Source organism: Eubacterium ramulus (genome assembly GCF_045002895.1).
Classification (GTDB): Bacteria; Bacillota; Clostridia; order Lachnospirales; family Lachnospiraceae; genus Eubacterium_I; species Eubacterium_I ramulus.
On the sequence record NZ_CP173382.1, the window covers coordinates 119,831 to 138,019 of the forward strand.

Here is an 18,189-nt window from a genome sequence, read left to right on the forward strand (position 1 = left end):
GACAATCTTATTTTATCATTAGTCGAAAATAATATTGCCTGCATTAACAAAACACTTACATTTAATGATAAATAACCAAGAACATAAGTATTTTTCTATGGTGTGTTTCTGTATTTATAAAACAATTATTTGCGTTCTTATTTTTATATGATATACTTAACCCATGGCAACATTCTGGCAACAGTTTATCAGAAAGCCAGTGGAAATTATGTAAATGATGATGCGTTGGTTGGTCTTTCGGATGCTGAAGGAGATGCAGAAAAAATTAGTGAGATAATTAAAACACACCTTAATCTGATACCAGAGTTTAAGCTTTCATTTGAAAAAGATAATGACAAGACATTCGTTATTGTAGAAGTTATGAAAGGGCAGCAGACTCCATACTATTATGAGGGTGATGGGCAACTTATTGCATTTATGCGTATAGGAAATGAAAGTGTTCCGGCGACACCTTCGCAGTTAAGAGAGTTGGTACTTCGCGGAAGTGGTGAAAGTTATGATAGTCTGAAGTCAAGATATGATTTTAACAATATGTCCTTTACAAAATTAAAATCAGTATATAAACAGAGAACGGGGAATACATTTGAAGATACAGATTATGAATCTTTTGGGCTGATTGATGAAAAAGGAAATCTAACGAATGCTGGAGCACTTTTGGCAGATGAATCACCGGTACGTCATTCCAGATTGTTTTGTACAAGATGGAATGGACTTACTAAAGCATCAGGAATAGTGGATGCACTTGATGATAAGGAATATACTGGCAGTCTTGTCACATTGTTGCAGGCAGGAACTGATTTTGTGAGAAATAATTCCAAGAAAGCATGGCGTAAGGTTGGTGACGGCAGAATTGAAATGCCTGATTATCCGGATAGAGCAGTGCTTGAAGGTGTAGTAAATGCATTGATTCATAGAAATTATCTGGAGATAGGTAGTGAAGTCCATATAGATATGTTCGATGATAGAATTGAAATATATTCACCGGGTGGAATGGTAAGTGGAATATCTCTTGAGGGGAAAAATCTATTGAAAATTCCGTCAAAGCGAAGAAATCCGATATTAGCTGATATATTCAGCCGTTTAAAATATATGGAGCGTAGAGGTAGAGGATTTAAGAAGATATTGGCAGATTATGAGGGACAAGTAGAATTTGATGAGACCAAGATGCCAGTCTTTGATGCAGATAATGATGATTTTACATTGACTTTGTATAATCTGAATTATGGCACTAATTATGCAACACAGGTGAATGAAAATGTCATAGAAAATGTCATAGAAAATGTCATAGAAAATGTCATAGAAATTTCGGAAGAAAAAATGAAGCAGTTAATGCCAGAGTATTCTAAGAAGAAGCTTACTAAAGTATGTGAGATCCTAAAAATGATTTCCGAAAATCCGAATATTTCTATTGATGAATTAAGAATAGCCTTAGATGTCACAGATAGAACAATTGCTAGATATATAGTAAGCGTCCAATAAGAGGGTGTATCGAAATTTCTGGCTGTTGCATGTAAACTATTGATTAGAGTTTTGGGAGTTGACTCTAAAAACTCTAAATCTAATCTAAGGAGCAGGCTTATGGATCTTTCTTCTTTGACTCCAGACAAACAGGTGAAACTTCAATACTGGCTGGATGTAATACGGCAATGCAGGGCCTCAGGACTGACAAATCAGATCTGGTGTGAACAACACGATATCTCTTTGAAAAGTTATTATTACTGGCTTTCCAAAATTCGAAAGCTTGCCCTGGAAGAACTGCCCCGCAAGAAAAACGGCATCCACATGTGTACAGACCAACAGTCAACTGCTTTAACGGAATCCCCGGCTGAGTTTGCGGAGCTTTCACTTCCGGACAGAAACATTTCCCGTTCCACTCCTGCAGCCATACTTCATATCGGATCCATAACAGTGGAACTTTATGAAGGCACATCTGCCCAGATGCTGGAAAACATTCTGAAAGCCGTGCAGTCATGTTAGGAGATCTTTCCCATGTGGAGAAAATCTATATCCGATGCGGCTACACCGATATGAGGAAGCAGCTCAATGGCTTGCTGGATATCATCCAGTACAACTTCAAACTGGATCCTTACAGCAATTCCTTATTCCTGTTCTGTGGAAAGAGGGCTGACCGGATCAAAGCAGTCCATTACGAGGGAGACGGTTTCTGCCTTTTATACAAACGGTACGAAAACGGACGTCTCCAATGGCCGCGGACCGGCGAAGAAGCAAAACAGATTTCTGATCAGCAGCTGCGCTGGCTTCTGGAAGGTTTGAACCCGGAGCAGCCAAAGGCGGTTCAGAAATGGCTCCCGCATAAATCTGAAAATACTGAAAATCCTTAGAAATGCTGTGAAATCTGACGATTCTATGGTATAATAATCCTATCGAAGCGAAAGGGTTTTCAGGTTATGTCAGCTACGGAACAGGAGTATAAAAATCATATCAAAGAACTGGAACAGCAGGTCCGGCTCCTGAAAGAGCAGGTTGATTTCCTGACCCGTAAACTTTATGGAACAAAATCCGAGAAGACATCTACTCTCGAAATCGAGGGGCAGATGTCTCTTTTTAATGAAATCGAAACCTGTGCGGATCCTGATGCACACGAACCGGAGCTTGTTGAGATAGAGAAGCACCTACGTAAAAGGAAGTACACCGGTCAGCGAGAAGAACTGGTAAAAAATCTCCCTCACAGCAAAGTACTCCATACCATAGATGAAAGGGAACAGATATGCGATAACTGCGGGAGTACGATGGTGAAAGTAGGGGAAGAATTCGTCCGCACAGAAGTACAGTTTATCCCTGCAAAACTCAAGGTGATTGACCATTACCAGGAAACGTATGAATGCAGGTCATGCCGGAAAAACGGAACTCCTTATATGGAGAAGGCTCCGGTGCCATATCCTCCCGTCCTGCATTCTCTGGCATCTGCATCTACCATCACCTGGCTCATCCACCAGAAGTTTGAATTAAGCATCCCGCTGTACAGACAGGAAAAAGAATGGGAGGCTTTGGGATTACGTTTAAGCAGAGCGACTATGTCAAACTGGCTTCTGGTTGTCTATCGGGACTGGCTTGTACACATCGTCCACCGTCTGAAGCTGGAACTTCTGAAACAGAGATACCTTCATATCGATGAAACACATGTACAGGTGCTGAAAGAACCGGGACGGAAAAATACGTCCGATTCCTATATGTGGGTTTACTGCAGCATCAGAGATGCTGTAAATCCCATCCGCTACTTCGAGTACCAGCCGGGACGAAGCGGGAAATATCCGGAAGCGTTTCTGAGGGAATATGAAGGTTATATCCATACAGACGCTTACTCCGGATACAATGCAGTTTCAGGAGTAAAAAGATGTCTTTGCTATACGCATCTGCGCCGGGCTTTCGTGGATGCGCTCCCAAAAGACATCCATAATTCGGAAGCATCAAAACCTGCGGAAGCAATCCTCCGTCTGAATCAACTCTTTAACATAGAGTCAGAGTTGGAGGCGCTCCCTCCTGATCAGAAGAAAAAAGAACGTCTTATCCGCGAGAAACCGCTTCTCGAGGCTTTTTGGTCATGGGCAGAAAAAAGTGCCATCGGAGAGCTGCCGAAATCCAAACTTTCAAAAGCTTTTCATTACGCCTTAAATAACCGTGAAGGTTTTTGGAATTATCTGGAAGACGGGAATTGTTCCATCAGTAATTCGCTTGCGGAAAACTGTATCCGTCCCTTTGTGATCGGCAGAAAGAACTGGCTGTTCTCCGGCAGTCCGAAAGGGGCGGAAGCCAGTGCAGGAATCTATACACTGGTAGAGACAGCGAAAGCGAATGGGCTTGCCCCGATGAAATATATAAAATATATCCTGTCCGACATGCCGGGGAGTGCTTTTCTTGAACATCCTGAATATCTGGATGATTATCTGCCTTGGAATCCTCTTGTAAAAGAATTCTGTCGATAACCGTTGACCTTTTAGTATAAAAGGCTGACGGTTATTTTTCTATACACTGTTTTATTTGACGCTTACGATATATATCAGAATTAAAGGATAAAGGTATCATAGAACGAAAAGGTCCAGATAATGGTGGTAAATGGAAAATTAAGTAAGTGAATGACAGTAAATATGGCACTCAATGTGACACCCAAACTTTTACTCAAGAATATTCCGAAGTTAGTCTCAACGAAGTCTCACTAGATTTGAGACTGAGTGAGACTCTATGATATATCAAAATGTGATAAAACCGGGATTTGCAGGTAAATTATAAAGTTGTAGTCTCAAGACAGTCTCATTTTTGAAATCGTTTGTTGAGACTAACATGAGACTGAGGAGGTTCAAAATCATGGACATAAGTAAAAAAGATTGGAAGCTATTTCGAGAAAGATTATCAGGCTGGCAGGAAAATTAAATGGAAGGTCTTGTTAAAGAGTATGCAAATTTTCTGAATGATGATAAAAAGCCTGTATCAGAGAAATTCTGGGAACTTGAAAAACGGATAAAAGAAGATAAACGTCATCCGGGAGTTGTCATGGAACTGAAAAAATCAGAGGTAATATGGGATATTGTTCGTCTTATTAGACTGAAAGTAATTACATATAATGATTTATCAGACTTTAGTGATGAATTACAGAATGAAGTAAAAAGAATACTTGAGATGAGCAGGTGATACATATGGAGATTGGTGCAACAAAAGCAGTTCAAGATTGACTAAAAACAACAAAGATTGAAGAAAGCAAAGGTGCTTCACTTGTGTTCTGCTGGGACACACATTTGACGAAAATAAAAGGAAGAAATGTCTTGTTTATTGTGAATGCCAGTAATCGTTATACAATAGCAATGACAGATATTGAACCAAGAAACTGGAATTACTATACAATGTATATCCGCAGTGTGATTCATGTCGTGATGCAGGAAATGGGATATTCCGAGGAACAGATAGGGCAGTATTTTAAAATGTCAGGCGATACAACTGTAACAAAAACTCATGGTAGGAAATCGGTTGGTGGCATTAACAGAATGGTAATGGATGCACAGTATTTTGGTAAGAAGCTGGAGAAAGAAGCAAAGTATCAATGGGAATTTAGTGAGTATCTGAACAGAGATATCTGCCAGCCAGAGGGATTTGATGCGTATGGATATCCGAGTGAACTTTTTAAATTAGACATGGAACGACTAGGGATTGCTGCTAAGAGAAAGCCAGCAAAGGTAATTGATTTCGCTCAGTACATAGAAAACAATCGTGGTACTAACGATTAGTACCACAAAATTTTTCCTTGCAGAAATATCGCTTGGAGATTATAATTTCCATAGGTGGACTTGCAAACCGACAGAAATTTATTCTGTGAATAGTAAACAAACCTGCAAGCCACCGGAACTACACACAATAATGACAATATAGCAATGGTACTGGATTGGTACTAAAAATATGTGAAACGAAGAATAACGTGTGGAAAAAGTATGAGTTATCAATACAAAACGGTATAGATAACTGCACTGAAATAATCAAAATCAAACCAGACTTTGCGAGTTTAAGTAAAGAACTAGAATCCATTTTTAAGGAATACTTAAAATAGGTAGTAAAAAAATATATAGAGATAGAAAAGCTGTAAAAATCTACGTTGAATTTTACAGCTTTTTGTATATAATAAAAGTAACAGAAACAATATGAATATGGACCGCACAGTAGGTTGTGTTCATGAGCGAGAATCGAATGCGAATGTCCGTTTTATCAAGGAAAGGAGCTGAAAGAATATGGCAAATATTTTACCAGTGTCTGATTTGAGAAATTATAATGAAGTTCTGAAGAACTGTCATAAAGGAGAACCAGTATATCTGACAAAGAATGGCAGAGGACGTTTTGTAATTATGGATATTGAAGACTATGAGCGCGATCGTGCAGAGAAAAAGCTTCTGCTGAAGCTGCAGGAAGCCGAAGAAGCAGTGAAAGATGGTGAGGGGTGGCTGGATCTGGAAGAACTGAAAGCACTTGTGGGGGAATAAGATGTTAAAATTGCGGATTAATCCGATTGTTGTAAAGGATTTGAAAAATATCCGGGATTATATTGCTGAAGATAACGAAGAATATGCAGCAAAGACTATAAAGGAAATTTACGGTAAATTTGAGAACCTTCAGATGTTTCCGGGAATGGGTTCAGATCTTTCAAAGCGAGTCAGTTTTCGGACGGACTATAAATATGCGATATGGGAAGATTATGTGATTATCTACAAGGTAGGAAACGAGTATGTAGAGATTTATCGTGTGATTAATCGGTTTCGGGATATTATGAGAGTTTTTGATTGATAACACAATCATGATAACAAATTGATAACATCGTTCAGTACAGTCTGTGGACTTTTGGACAGATGGATATTTTGCATGTAGTGTAGGAAAGGTATCGGAAGAAATGCTGAAAAGATATATAGAAAATCAAGGTTGAGAAAGAGGGTGACAGTGGATGTTAAAGGGATATAAATACAGAATATATCCTAATAATGAGCAGAAAATACAAATTGCAAAAACATTTGGTTGTTGCCGTTTTGTATATAATCAGACACTGGCATACCGGAAAGAAGTATATGAGAAAGAGAAAAAATCAGTTAGTAAAACTGACTGTAACAATTACTGCAACAGACAATTAAAGAAAGAATATGAATGGCTGAAAGAAGTGGATAAATTTGCTCTGACAAATGCGATTTACAACATGGATGCTGCATATCAGAAATTTTTTAAGGAACATGCAGGTTATCCAAAGTTTAAGAGTAAACACGATAATCATAAGTCATATACAACAAATTTTACGAATGGCAATATAGCAGTAGATTTCGAGGAAAATAGAGTAAAACTGCCTAAATTAAAAAATGTAAAAGCAAAACTGCATAGAAATTTTAGCGGGCAGATAAAATCGGCAACGATATCACAAATTCCGAGTGGAAAATATTATGTATCAATTTTAGTGGAAACAGAACATGTGGAACTGCCACATGTAAATCAAAATACAGGAATAGATTTAGGTATTAAGGAGTTATGTATTACTTCTGCTGGAAAGAAATACGAAAATCCAAAAATCATCAGAAAATACGAAAAGAAACTGGTAAAACTGCAAAGGCAGTTAGCCCATAAAGAGAAAAGAAGTCAAAATTACTACAAAACAAAGAAAAAGATAGCATTATGCCATGAAAAAATAACAAATACCAGAAAAGATTATCTGCACAAGATGTCCCATGAGATTATCAGCGAAAACCAAGTGATAGTTTCGGAAGATTTGCAGATAAAAAACATGGTAAAAAATCACCGTTTGGCAAAGTCTATAAGTGATGTATCATGGTATGAGCTTACAAGACAGTTAGAATATAAGGCAAAGTGGAATGGCAGAAAATATATCAAGATAAATACATTTTATGCTAGTAGTCAGCTGTGTTCAGCCTGTGGATACCAAAATACAGAGACGAAAAATCTATCAGTAAGGGAATGGATATGTCCTGTCTGTGGAACAAATCATGACAGAGATATCAATGCGGCAAAGAATATACTGGAAGAAGGATTAAGACAAATAGCATAAAAGGAATAACAATATAGGACAGGGACTGTCCGAATTAACGCCTGTGGAGATAGTAGGTTACGAGGTCTGCGAAGCAGGAAGCCCATTGGCTTTAGACAATGGGTAGTTCATTCAGCAACAAACCATGTTATCGGAAAAGGAAATCTGATTGCAGAAATCCAGCAGAATTCGAATGTAATTTATTGTGTTTATGATTATGGACGCGTGGGAAAAGATGGTAAGAAGCGAGCTCAGCATAACAAGAAAGCATTTGCGGTTGAGACAATAAAGTCAGAGAAGATAAAATTAGGATGTTTCTATGTCGTATAGGATGAGGTGCGTGTTAATGGAAATGTAAGACCGTATGATTACCTTGATATGCTTGAGAGAGTCAGTATACTTCTGTTTCATGGGGAAAATATTATTACCTTAAGAGAGTATTGTTATTCAATCCGTTCCTGGCAGACAGAACTTCCATGTGGGCTGATTGATTCGGGAGAGACACCGGATCAGGCAGCAGTTCGTAAATTAAAAGAAGAGACAGGATATGATAAATGAATTCCATTCAGAAAATAGAAAGTCTCCCGGAGCAGATATGGCAGGAAGGTATGCAGTTTCTGGGAGATTTTTTAGAGTTTCAGAGTTCGTTTATTTTGTGGAATAAGACGACAAAGCAAAAAAGGTGAAAAACTCATGAGAGAAGATAAAAACGAGACAAGATGGGACAAACTATTACATATTCGAACAATGGGGCGGGATGATTCCCACTCTGATGAACATAGATTTCCTTATGAACCGACACCGTATTGTGTGTTGGAGCGGCTGGCAAATTCCGGTTGTATCCGCAAAGGAAATACAGTGATTGACTATGGCTGTGGAAAAGGTCGTGTGGACTTTTTTCTGGCATATCAGACCAGATGTAATTCCATAGGTGTCGAGTATGATGAACGGATTTTTGGACGAGCCATGGAAAACAAAGCGGATTCGGTAGTTTCAGATCGTGTGGATTTTGTGCAGGCAAATGCTGAAACATTTAAAGTGCCGGAAACTGTAGACCGATGTTACTTTTTTAATCCATTTTCGTTGGAACTTCTGAAGCGCGTAGTGGGTCGCATTCTTGATTCTTATTATGCAAATCTGCGTGAGATGCAACTGTTTTTTTATTATCCGACAGATGAATACATTTCTTATATGATGACAGTGGATGAGTTGATGTTTGTAGATGAAATTGATTGCAAAGATTTGTTTCCGGGGAATGATCCGCGGGAGAAAATTGTGATTTTTGAGCTGAAGAAATAATTCAAGCCGAACACATGTGAGAGTTGAAAAGTCTGTTTAAGAAAACTTTAATGCAGACATACATCAAAAGCTCCCCGCATAGATTGTAAAAAAGCAAACTATGTGGGGAGTTTTCGTGAAAGGTTATATCGAGGAACGGGCAATGGAAATTGCACGATATATCATAGACAACAATGCAACGGTGCGTCAGGCGGCAAAAAAATATGGAATTAGTAAGTCGACGGTACATGCGGTTGTAACAATATAGAACGGAATGTGAATGTGATATATTTCATTAAATAAGGTGTGGAAGAAAGCAGGCTTGAACGGATGTCTCAGAGGAGATGTTCGTGATGGGCTTGCTTTTGTTTTTGAGTATGGAGTGGGTTAGATATTTGCAATTTACTAAAAATTAAATTTGGAAGATTGTGGATCGCTATTTCTGTGGAAAAATGATAAGATAATGTCTGAAAAGGTATATGGGGAGGATTAGAATAGTGCCAAGAGTATCTTCAAAAGAAAATAAAAATATATATTTCAAACAGAGGGAAAAATTAGGATTAACAAGGGAAACAGCAAGTGATTTGCTGGAGACAATTGCACCTGAGCGTATTGAAAAAATAGAAAATGAGAGATGCGAACCACATCCGGATGAAGTGTTAGTAATGTCTGAAAAATACAAATCACCGGAATTATGTAATTATTATTGTTCCAATCAATGTCCAATTGGACGACAGTATGTTCCGGAAGTTAAAATACAGAACCTTTCCCAAATTGTATTGCGTCTGGTAGATTCTTTGAACACCGTTCAAGATAATCAGCGTAGATTAATAGGCATAACTGCTGATGGGACCATTGATGATTCAGAGATAAATGATTTTGTGGATATCCAGAATGCGTTGGAAAAAATTTCTATTACAGTGGAAGCATTGCAGCTTTGGTCGGAGCAGATGGTTGCAAATGGAACTATTAATATGGAAAAATATGAGGCAAGTAAAAATCGAAAATAATATAATGTTATGGCGTCTTTTTCGGAAAAGAAAAGGCGCTATTATTTTGCTCATTTTGGTGAAATAACGGGCTTATTATGCTGAAACATTCCTGTTTTTGAAGAGAAAATTTCGTTATCATTTAAGCATAAAAACAAGAGAGGAAACAAAACAGATGAATGTTAAAGAAAGAATCATTTCACTGAAACTTATAGGAAAAAAGCAGGAACATACAAAATTTTTAGAAGAAATTGGTGTGACGGCAATCATGAAAGAAAATATTTGTAACTTAGAAAATGGAGCAAAGGAAAGCGGTGTCAGGGAGGAATGCGAATAACATGAAAGAAAATTTGTAGAAATCAAAATATCAATGGAAAAAGTAAGCAAGAAATTAGCACACATATAGAGGAGAATCTGAGATGAAAACAAATAACAAGTTAAATAAAATACGTAGCAAAGCAAAAGATGTTTGTGTTTGGATTGTTATTGGACTGGTGATTGGATGCATTGTTGGTTGGTCAACACATACAGCAATTTACAACATAACTCATAAAGAACCAGAAGTTTCCGTCGGTTATGTTACAGGAAAATTAGAGAATATTGGGGAATTAGCAACACAGAAACTTACATATTCAGGCAAGGTACCATTAGAAGAAGGAAGTATTCCATTTATCACAAAAAAAGGATTTGTTATGGAGTATAATGCAACCATTAAAGTAGGTATAGATGTAGAAGCGATAAAAGTGGATATCAAAAATGATAAAGTAATTGTTTCTGTCCCACATACAAAACTGTTGGACACTCCGCATGTAGATCCAAGTTCTATCAAATATGTTGATGAGAAGAAAGCAATTTTTAATTGGACCACAAAGGAGGATGTAGCAAAAGCAATTGAAGAAGCAGAGAATGACATAGCAGAAAATGAAGCAATTGATCTGCAAGGTTTGTTTGCCAATGGAGATGAAAATTTAGAAACTTTAATTCATAACTTGTTGGATGATGTAGTAGGCGACAAGGAAGTTGAAGTTAAATTTATGGATTAGCATTTGAAAAACATGAATACCAGAAAGGAGATAAAAACTATGAGTAAGAAAATAAAGATAATTCTTTTGATTGGTCTCATCATTTATTGGATTTCACCAATTGATTTGATGCCAGGCAATCCAATCGATGATCTCATCTTAACGATTGCATATGCTCTTGCAAATAGAACAGTTTTAGGATAAGTATAATGATTTTAGATTGTTGCATGAAAACCTTTGCGTCAAAAAATGATGCAAAGGTTTTTTCTATGCAATAAATTCGCGAAATTTACAAGTCCTTTTATGAAACAAATAAAAAGGTATTGCCGAAACCGGCAGAAAGGACTTGTTTATGAAACAGCAGACAAACCCATGGAACAAAATTGTAGGTGAGAACATTCGCAGATTACGCGAGGAGAATAATGAAACGCAGGCAATGTTGGGAGAATTCCTTGGATATGGAGCAACTACGGTAGCAAATTATGAAAGCGGATATCGCTTACCAGATTTGTTGACCGCTTATGTAATAGCGCAACATTATCATGTGCTGTTGGATGAATTGATGGAGGAACATCACGAATCGTGAATACAGGGATTTATCAAAAACTATATAATGATACATACCAGTTGAACATGGATAGGTACTGAAGAAAATATTTCTGTATTAAAAAACAATGTCAACGGAATACGAAAAGATAATATGGAGGTTTATACGATGAGAAGAAAATTAGTCATTATCTGTATGGCAGCATGTATGCTGTGTCTGGCAATAGGGTGTGGAACGGGGAAGGATAATAATGTGGCAGATGAAAGTACATCTGCCACAAACAATAATAGTAGTGCTGAATTGAAGAAAACAGATGCTGTATCAGAACCAGTTGCATTTGCATACTGTGAGGCATTATCTGGTGTCGAGTTCAAAGGAAGTGCTCTGAAAGTTGGAAGTGATGCGTTTTATGATTACCTGGATGAATTGACGATTTTATATAAGGGTGTGAAATATAATAAGCAAAGTATTGAAGATGCAGTGTGATTTTATGATATTGGTAAACCATATAAAAGATAAACTATGACAGGAAAACGGTTAAGGAGAAAAGAAAAAATGACAAAGTTGGAAGTAAATCAATTTATAGAAAAAATGAAAATGTTTGGAGATGATTGGCACGAAAAAGAGGTCAAGGAGAGTTCGTTTATAAATTGCAGTTTGGGTGTTGCTATCAAAAAAAGAACAAATGAGTTGCGACAAATAACAGACACATTGGCACAAATGCCCAGGTTTGATTAAGAAACCTTCAATGTAGACATACATAAAAATCTCCCCGCATAGATTGTAAAAAAGCAAACTGTGCGGGGAGTTTTTGTGAAAGGTTATATCGAGGAACGGGCAATGGAAATTGCACGATATATCATAGACAACAATGCAACGGTGCGGCAGGCGCAAAAAAGTATGGAATTAGTAAGTCGACGGTACATGTGGACGCAATAACATAGAACAAAATATAGACAAGCTGATGTGGGTAATTAAGAAAAAGGAATTTGGAATAAGTAATAAACAATCTGTGTACCTTTTTTGCCCCATCAGAACCATTAAGATAAAGTTAGTACAAATTTGTAGTGGAGGAATGATACATGGGAAATAATACGAAAAGTGAACAGGACGATCTTTGTCTGGCACTTATAAATCCAGAATTATGCAAAAGATCAAGTATTGAGGTTGCGATAGAGCAACATGATACGGAGACAACAATACCATATCTGCATGTATTCTTAGATAATATGTGGGATTTGAAAAATTGTGCATTCATTCGATTGGATAAACCGGAGTATGTTCCGGAAAAGAATCCTATAAGATTGTCAACAAAACAAAAAGAAGAGTTAATCTATATACTGACGAGTGAAAGTCAATACCATTGGACTACATCAATTGTTGATAAAAATAATATCAAAATAGCAACAGGATATGAAGTGGCTGTTCAGGTATGGACAGATACTTATGAAGAAAATAATAAAATTCAATACGATAAAAACGGATTTCCTGTTATGCCGGATTATACAAGATTATAGAGTCGAAAATTATGTACAAGAGATGAGATGTTGAATGATATTTTACTGTTCGGTCTTTTTATGCCCATTGAAATCTGTGAAGTGTAGGCATACAATGATATTATATGAACTGCACAGAACAGGGAGCAAAAAGTATGAGTGATATACATCCAAAAAAATTGGTGATTTTGTATATTTTAGATATCTTGCAGAAATATACGGATGAAGAACATAGACTGAGCCAGAAAGAGATACAGGATATTTTGAGAAGAGAGTATGAAATGACGGTTGACAGGAAAGCCGTGAAAAGAAATCTCTTAAATCTGATTGAATATGGAAGCAATATTGAATATCGAGAAGTATCACGGAAAGATATTTTCAGAAAAAAAGATTTTGTATCATATAAAGGCACCTCGGATTTTGCGGATAAAGAAATCTCGGAAGACGATTTGTTATGGACGGATTTTTACCTGAAGCAGAAATTCACGAATGAAGAATTGCGCCTATTAATAGACAGCATGTTGTTTTCAAAACATATACCTTATAGCCAGGCAAAAGAGCTGATTAAAAAATTAGAGTCGTTATCTAATATATATTTTAAATCTTGCTCGCAGTATATTTATCCATTGCCGGTTGAACGGACAGATAATAAACAGGTGTTTTACAATATTGCTATATTAGACGATGCAATCCGTAAAAAGAAGAAGGTTTTATTTGAATATGCAGAATACCATACAGATAAGAAAATGCATTTGAAAAAACGGGAAGATGGTAGTGTACGGGAATATATCATTACGCCATATCAAATGGCTGTGCAGGAGGGAAAGTATTATCTGATCTGCAACTATGATAAATATGATGATATCTCGAATTACCGTGTAGACAGGATTCGAAACATACAGATTCTTGAGGAAAAAGGTAAGCCATTTGAAACTTTGAAATGGTCCGGACATCAGCCAATGAATCTGAATGAATATATGAAAGAGCATGTGTATATGTATTCCAGTGAAAATGTGTTTGTTAAATTTAGAATCGTAAAAGCAATGATATCCGATGTGATTGATTTATTTGGAAAAGGGGTGAATTTTTCAGAAGAAACGGATACGCATGTATCGGTGAGCGTGCATGTAAATGAACGTGCAGCGGAGCAGTTCGCAAAAAATTATGCGCCGGATGTGGTGATATTGCAGCCGAAGAGATTAAGAGATAAATTAAGGGATGACTTGAAAAAAGCGTGGGAAGCATATGAAGATTAAAAAAAGGCATAAGAGATGAAGAATCATTTTTCAAAGTCGAAATATTGCAGATTGTGGCAATGTCCGAAGATGTTGTGGATGGATAAATACAAGCTGGAAGAGAAAGCCGAAGATGCCGGCGATATTCCCGGATGATCCGGAATTGAATTATCATAATCTGGAAGGTGTACACAATGACTCAGAGGCAATGACGATATTTCCGAGGATAAAAGATATGCCAGCGGAGGAGCAGAAGAAGGCAAGGCATAATTTATTGAAATATTGCGAACTGGATACCTATGCGATGGTGAAAGTGTGGGGAGAACTTGTGAGAGTTTTGGAAGGAGATACGGAAGATGGAGAAAACTAAAGAAGAAATAAAAGAAGAGATTGAAAAAGAAATAAAAGATTCGGTAGATGATTTTATTGGAACAATAAAAAAAGAGCCGTGCTGTGAATACTTTTCAGATAAGACTGAAGCAGATTGGGAATGTGAAAAAGTTTATAAAGATGCTCTGTATCAAGGGTACTTGGATGCTTGTCGGACAATTCATTGGAGTACTAAGGCAAGAGAAGAAGGAGATGAGTTATTAAAAAGAAAAAAAGTGTGGGATAAAAAGAGACCTAATACAGAGGAAAATCCTATGAGAGAACCGTTAACAGATGTCGCAAAAGAACTTTGCAATTATTTTGATGGTGATGAAAAGTTTGATGATAAATATTCAGGTTGGTGTAAAGCGTTAATAGATTCCTATAAGAAGTATCTTGTGGATGAAATTACATATGGTCAGGCGCAAAAAATAATAAATATGGCATTTAAATATTTATATTGCATATGCGATAGATGTAGAGGTGGAGAAAAATATAAAAAGAAATTTGATAAATGTCATATGCCGTTAGATAGTTTTAGTCTGGAATGGTTCAAAAGGAAATTTAAGGAAGATGATTTTTCAAATGCCGAGAGTTATCCTGAAAATTATAAAAAATTGCCAGAGAATTTATTTACAAAAGGTGAAAAGAAGAAGTTAAAAGCGGAGTCAATAGGATCGTGGAGTTCTATGCAAAGGACGTGGGAAAAAAGTTGTATAAAAGAAGAATATCCATACGAATTTTATGCTCATGTTATAAAGCAATATTGCAAGGAAAATTCAATTACACCATTACAATTGGATTTTATTGTTTGGTCTAAAATGCAGAAAATTATGGCTGCAGAGTCATTTATAAAGACTTTTAAAGATGATGATAAAGAGAATAAAGAAGCTATAAATTCAGAAGAACAAGAGCCATATGATATACCTAACTTGAAAACGACATTAGAAAATAGATTGAGTGAAATCAGACCTTTAATATGCAAATGATTTACTTATAGAATATACGAAGTAAAAACAGTGTTTTGGCACTGTTTTTTATATGCTCAGAAATGAGCCATTTTTGCCCCATACAATAATATATCCTATTACTTATCAAGCATAGATAGGAGTGAAACAAGTTGAAAATATCCATTTATTCAAGAAAATCAATAGAAAAATTATTAGAAAAAGATTTCCCGGAAAATGCAGTGGTAATCAGTTTCTATGATCCGCCAGGAAAATTCCGTGATGCAGAATACAGGCCGGTAGACTATTCGGCGAAAACGAATTGTGTATTTCAGGTAGCACTGCATGACATTGATCTGGCAGTATTGCCGAAATATCATTTGACTTACGAGACATATTTTCCAGAAGTAGATGATCTTGCAGAATTTATTTTCAATGCAAAAAAAGAAGGAAAAGATATCATCTGTCAATGTGAATATGGCGAAAGCAGAAGTTCAGGATGTGCGGCGGCTATCCATGAATATTTCTATAAAGACGGTATCAAGATATTTGCTGATTATAGATATTATCCGAATCAGATGGTGTATCACAAGGTGTACGATGCACTTGAGAGATATGGAATTGAAAATGATGTGATAAGAGAAAGTGGTGAATAGATTTATATGACGATAGAATTAAAACAAGAGATTTTGGATTTAATTGAATCACCGGAATTGCATGTATATTTAATGGAACATGCAGAACGACTGAAGTTGAGAGACTATGTGTCAATTATTGCCGGAGCACCAGTCGGTTTAAAAAGAAAACAGGGATTATTGTATAAGCTGAGAGCAACATCAGACATAAAGCAACAGGATATGGATTATCTGAAATTATGCTGCGAGTGTATGGATCAGGCAGTGCAATATTTAACGATGGAAAGTGAAAAGATTTTTCTTATACAGTTGATGGGTTATAATGATGATAATAAAAGTGATATTATGGATGGCCCATATATTATGACATCTTTTGAAGACATGAAAAAGGCAGTACAGGAATATTACTGGAATGATCCGGATTCTACATGGGAAACTTTATATTGGCGGGTTGAATTATATTTTAGTGGCAAGAACGAGAGCAAGGAAAACGAATTTTTATCACCGATGTACGCATACATCATGAATAAAGATGGAGAGATTCAATATTTTATTCATGAAAAGTTATCGTCAAATTATTTAAAAGGATCGTTAGGAAGGATAGCAGAGGGACAGTTTCATTCGGTATGTCCCGATTTAAACTTGCCTGTTCCATATCAGCCAGGTGATGTCCTGGTTATAGACTGCAGACCATATGCACCGGGTGCTTTTTATTGTCGGCTCAAAGAAGTAGGAGATGATTGTTGTGGAATACAATGTGAATATGTGAATTCGGAAGGAGAGATTGAAACTGGTGCGTTAAAACATGGAGATTATTTCTTTAATCATAGAAAAGTGTATCAATATTTATCACCGCTATATAAGGCAAAGATTGTTTCAAAAGATGAATTGGATTGGGATGATTATGTCAAAGGAAAACGAAAATGTTAGCAAGACCACATAAAGGAGTGTTCTGGCTAATAGACGGAGAAATCTGGGCAGTTCCATTTGATGAGCAAAAATATGAATATGGGATTTCAAAGTCGGGAGATTCTTATGTGCATAGAAAAATTTGGAAGAAAATAAAGCCTCAAAAATGTCGGTATCCATATAATTATTATCCTCGTGGTCGGGTTGAAATTACTTCAAAAAATCTGTGTATTCTATATATGAATCCAAATATAGGTGAAGAATACATTAATGAAATAATGAAGAAATTTGGTCTGGAATCTGTAGAAAAAATAATTTATGATAATAGTAGTCATTATAGATCATATTTGGATATAGAATGGAAAGCAGATGAAAAAAGATGACTATGTATAAAGGAAAATGTATGAAGATATGGCTGGATGATATACGACCTGCTCCAGAAGGATATGTATGGTGCAAAAGTGTTAATATTGCAAAGAGAACAATTGAATAAGCGGAGGAACCCATTTTATTAATTGATTGTGATCATGATTTAGGAGATTATGCTTATGATGGTGGGGATGGGATTAAATTATTGGATTGGCTGGCGGAGAATGAACGTTTTTATCCAATTAAGCTTCATACAATGAATCCCGTTGGCAGAGAAAATATGTTGCGGATGATTCGGAGATATTGGTAGGAGCAGAGGAAGGAGATGCCTGGAATTATATGAATGGGCTGGAAATGCAGACGCCATATGTGGGGACAGAGCCAAAAATCGGAAGAAACGATCCCTGCCCCTGTGGCTCCGGTAAAAAATATAAAAAGTGTTGTGGAAGATAATCGTTTGCTAGAATGATACAGACATACATCAAAAACTCCCTGCATAGATTGTAAAAAAGCAAACTATGTGGGGAGTTTTCGTGAAAGGTTATATCGAGGAACGGGCAATGGAAATTGCACGATATATCATAGACAATAATGCAACGGTGCGTCAGGCGGCAAAAAAGTATGGAATTAGTAAGTCGACGGTACATAAAGACATCACCGAACGCCTCAGACAGATCAGTCCGGCTCTTGCTGTAAAGACAAGAGTGGTTCTGGATGTTAACAAATCGGAGCGTCACATTCGTGGGGGAATGGCGACGAGAGAAAAATATCTTCATCAACATCATATCTGATTTAAGATGAAATGCATCAAAGCAAATGGAAAAATGTGCTTTGGTGCATTTTTGTTGCGTTAGTATCTCTGATTTTACAACCT

At 36.7% G+C, this 18,189-nt stretch carries 27 protein-coding genes and 5 pseudogenes; all 32 read left to right on the forward strand.

The window, feature by feature from the left end; genetic code table 11:
* The first annotated feature begins 147 nt into the window (after window positions 1-147).
* Window positions 148-1,479 carry an ATP-binding protein gene (locus ACIRUQ_RS00625; protein ID WP_242853598.1) on the forward strand — a complete coding sequence of 444 codons (1,332 nt, stop codon included), beginning with the start codon at window positions 148-150 and terminating at the stop codon, window positions 1,477-1,479.
* A gap of 99 nt (window positions 1,480-1,578) precedes the next feature.
* Window positions 1,579-1,977, forward strand: a complete 399-nt coding sequence (gene tnpA / locus ACIRUQ_RS00630) for an IS66 family insertion sequence element accessory protein TnpA (RefSeq protein ID WP_005422927.1) — start codon at window positions 1,579-1,581, stop codon at window positions 1,975-1,977.
* 14 nt (window positions 1,978-1,991) lie between these two features.
* Window positions 1,992-2,342, forward strand: a complete 351-nt coding sequence (tnpB, locus tag ACIRUQ_RS00635; protein WP_158526524.1) for an IS66 family insertion sequence element accessory protein TnpB — start codon at window positions 1,992-1,994, stop codon at window positions 2,340-2,342.
* Window positions 2,343-2,408: 66 nt separating this feature from the next.
* Window positions 2,409-3,944 (forward strand): IS66-like element ISRob1 family transposase, encoded by a 1,536-nt coding sequence (locus ACIRUQ_RS00640; RefSeq protein ID WP_021739594.1) that lies wholly within the window; start codon window positions 2,409-2,411, stop codon window positions 3,942-3,944.
* A 445-nt stretch (window positions 3,945-4,389) separates the two neighbouring features.
* Window positions 4,390-4,647 carry a hypothetical protein gene (locus tag ACIRUQ_RS00645; RefSeq protein ID WP_070104002.1) on the forward strand — a complete coding sequence of 86 codons (258 nt, stop codon included), beginning with the start codon at window positions 4,390-4,392 and terminating at the stop codon, window positions 4,645-4,647.
* A gap of 83 nt (window positions 4,648-4,730) precedes the next feature.
* Window positions 4,731-5,237, forward strand: a complete 507-nt coding sequence (locus ACIRUQ_RS00650; protein WP_404856513.1) for a DUF6933 domain-containing protein — start codon at window positions 4,731-4,733, stop codon at window positions 5,235-5,237.
* A 495-nt stretch (window positions 5,238-5,732) separates the two neighbouring features.
* Entirely contained in the window at window positions 5,733-5,981 is a 249-nt protein-coding gene (locus ACIRUQ_RS00655; protein ID WP_055291374.1) for a type II toxin-antitoxin system prevent-host-death family antitoxin, read from the forward strand.
* A gap of 1 nt (window position 5,982) precedes the next feature.
* Window positions 5,983-6,282 (forward strand): type II toxin-antitoxin system RelE/ParE family toxin, encoded by a 300-nt coding sequence (locus ACIRUQ_RS00660; protein WP_055291372.1) that lies wholly within the window; start codon window positions 5,983-5,985, stop codon window positions 6,280-6,282.
* Window positions 6,283-6,328: 46 nt separating this feature from the next.
* Window positions 6,329-6,418: a transposase gene (locus ACIRUQ_RS00665; protein ID WP_341438614.1), complete on the forward strand. Its 90-nt coding sequence runs from the start codon at window positions 6,329-6,331 to the stop codon at window positions 6,416-6,418.
* A gap of 18 nt (window positions 6,419-6,436) precedes the next feature.
* Window positions 6,437-7,540 (forward strand): IS200/IS605 family element RNA-guided endonuclease TnpB, encoded by a 1,104-nt coding sequence (gene tnpB / locus ACIRUQ_RS00670; protein WP_404856514.1) that lies wholly within the window; start codon window positions 6,437-6,439, stop codon window positions 7,538-7,540.
* A 105-nt stretch (window positions 7,541-7,645) separates the two neighbouring features.
* Window positions 7,646-7,798, forward strand: a pseudogene (locus tag ACIRUQ_RS00675) (mannose-6-phosphate isomerase); the annotation flags it as partial.
* A gap of 57 nt (window positions 7,799-7,855) precedes the next feature.
* Window positions 7,856-8,077 carry an NUDIX domain-containing protein gene (locus tag ACIRUQ_RS00680; protein WP_022035011.1) on the forward strand — a complete coding sequence of 74 codons (222 nt, stop codon included), beginning with the start codon at window positions 7,856-7,858 and terminating at the stop codon, window positions 8,075-8,077.
* A gap of 135 nt (window positions 8,078-8,212) precedes the next feature.
* Entirely contained in the window at window positions 8,213-8,818 is a 606-nt protein-coding gene (locus tag ACIRUQ_RS00685) for a cyclopropane-fatty-acyl-phospholipid synthase family protein (protein ID WP_021740443.1), read from the forward strand.
* A gap of 115 nt (window positions 8,819-8,933) precedes the next feature.
* Window positions 8,934-9,059 (forward strand): annotated as a pseudogene (locus ACIRUQ_RS00690) (sporulation transcriptional regulator SpoIIID); the annotation flags it as partial.
* Between the two features lie 322 nt (window positions 9,060-9,381).
* Complete coding sequence (locus ACIRUQ_RS00695) at window positions 9,382-9,807, forward strand: XRE family transcriptional regulator (RefSeq protein WP_404856515.1); 426 nt, start codon at window positions 9,382-9,384, stop codon at window positions 9,805-9,807.
* A gap of 154 nt (window positions 9,808-9,961) precedes the next feature.
* Entirely contained in the window at window positions 9,962-10,123 is a 162-nt protein-coding gene (locus ACIRUQ_RS00700) for a hypothetical protein (RefSeq protein ID WP_156330979.1), read from the forward strand.
* 82 nt (window positions 10,124-10,205) lie between these two features.
* A complete protein-coding gene (locus ACIRUQ_RS00705; RefSeq protein ID WP_055290424.1) occupies window positions 10,206-10,829 on the forward strand; it encodes a DUF4230 domain-containing protein in 624 nt (207 codons plus the stop codon).
* A 39-nt stretch (window positions 10,830-10,868) separates the two neighbouring features.
* On the forward strand, window positions 10,869-11,012 hold the full coding sequence (locus ACIRUQ_RS00710; RefSeq protein ID WP_172679894.1) for a hypothetical protein: 144 nt from the start codon (window positions 10,869-10,871) through the stop codon (window positions 11,010-11,012).
* A gap of 148 nt (window positions 11,013-11,160) precedes the next feature.
* On the forward strand, window positions 11,161-11,394 hold the full coding sequence (locus tag ACIRUQ_RS00715) for a helix-turn-helix transcriptional regulator (protein ID WP_055290423.1): 234 nt from the start codon (window positions 11,161-11,163) through the stop codon (window positions 11,392-11,394).
* 129 nt (window positions 11,395-11,523) lie between these two features.
* Window positions 11,524-11,841: a hypothetical protein gene (locus ACIRUQ_RS00720; protein ID WP_055290422.1), complete on the forward strand. Its 318-nt coding sequence runs from the start codon at window positions 11,524-11,526 to the stop codon at window positions 11,839-11,841.
* Window positions 11,842-11,910: 69 nt separating this feature from the next.
* A complete protein-coding gene (locus ACIRUQ_RS00725; RefSeq protein WP_055290421.1) occupies window positions 11,911-12,093 on the forward strand; it encodes a hypothetical protein in 183 nt (60 codons plus the stop codon).
* 75 nt (window positions 12,094-12,168) lie between these two features.
* Window positions 12,169-12,287: pseudogene (locus ACIRUQ_RS00730) on the forward strand (sporulation transcriptional regulator SpoIIID); the annotation flags it as partial.
* Window positions 12,288-12,437: 150 nt separating this feature from the next.
* The gene (locus ACIRUQ_RS00735) at window positions 12,438-12,872 is read left to right on the forward strand and encodes a hypothetical protein (RefSeq protein ID WP_055290420.1); all 435 of its coding nucleotides are present in this window, start codon (window positions 12,438-12,440) and stop codon (window positions 12,870-12,872) included.
* A gap of 134 nt (window positions 12,873-13,006) precedes the next feature.
* Window positions 13,007-14,107: a YafY family protein gene (locus ACIRUQ_RS00740; protein WP_055290419.1), complete on the forward strand. Its 1,101-nt coding sequence runs from the start codon at window positions 13,007-13,009 to the stop codon at window positions 14,105-14,107.
* Between the two features lie 112 nt (window positions 14,108-14,219).
* Window positions 14,220-14,456 (forward strand): hypothetical protein, encoded by a 237-nt coding sequence (locus ACIRUQ_RS00745; protein WP_055290418.1) that lies wholly within the window; start codon window positions 14,220-14,222, stop codon window positions 14,454-14,456.
* The gene (locus ACIRUQ_RS00750) at window positions 14,443-15,444 is read left to right on the forward strand and encodes a hypothetical protein (protein ID WP_055290417.1); all 1,002 of its coding nucleotides are present in this window, start codon (window positions 14,443-14,445) and stop codon (window positions 15,442-15,444) included. The genes ACIRUQ_RS00745 and ACIRUQ_RS00750 overlap by 14 nt, the downstream gene beginning before the upstream one ends.
* Window positions 15,445-15,575: 131 nt before the next feature.
* On the forward strand, window positions 15,576-16,058 hold the full coding sequence (locus ACIRUQ_RS00755) for a hypothetical protein (RefSeq protein ID WP_055290416.1): 483 nt from the start codon (window positions 15,576-15,578) through the stop codon (window positions 16,056-16,058).
* 6 nt (window positions 16,059-16,064) lie between these two features.
* A complete protein-coding gene (locus tag ACIRUQ_RS00760) occupies window positions 16,065-16,967 on the forward strand; it encodes a hypothetical protein (RefSeq protein ID WP_055290415.1) in 903 nt (300 codons plus the stop codon).
* Window positions 16,961-17,329 carry a hypothetical protein gene (locus ACIRUQ_RS00765; RefSeq protein WP_055290414.1) on the forward strand — a complete coding sequence of 123 codons (369 nt, stop codon included), beginning with the start codon at window positions 16,961-16,963 and terminating at the stop codon, window positions 17,327-17,329. The genes ACIRUQ_RS00760 and ACIRUQ_RS00765 overlap by 7 nt, the downstream gene beginning before the upstream one ends.
* A 20-nt stretch (window positions 17,330-17,349) precedes the next feature.
* Window positions 17,350-17,625 (forward strand): annotated as a pseudogene (locus ACIRUQ_RS00770) (cyclic-phosphate processing receiver domain-containing protein).
* A 59-nt stretch (window positions 17,626-17,684) separates the two neighbouring features.
* Window positions 17,685-17,768: pseudogene (locus ACIRUQ_RS00775) on the forward strand (SEC-C metal-binding domain-containing protein); the annotation flags it as partial.
* 80 nt (window positions 17,769-17,848) lie between these two features.
* Window positions 17,849-18,106 (forward strand): sporulation transcriptional regulator SpoIIID, encoded by a 258-nt coding sequence (gene spoIIID / locus ACIRUQ_RS00780; RefSeq protein ID WP_022035013.1) that lies wholly within the window; start codon window positions 17,849-17,851, stop codon window positions 18,104-18,106.
* The last annotated feature ends 83 nt before the right edge of the window (window positions 18,107-18,189 follow it).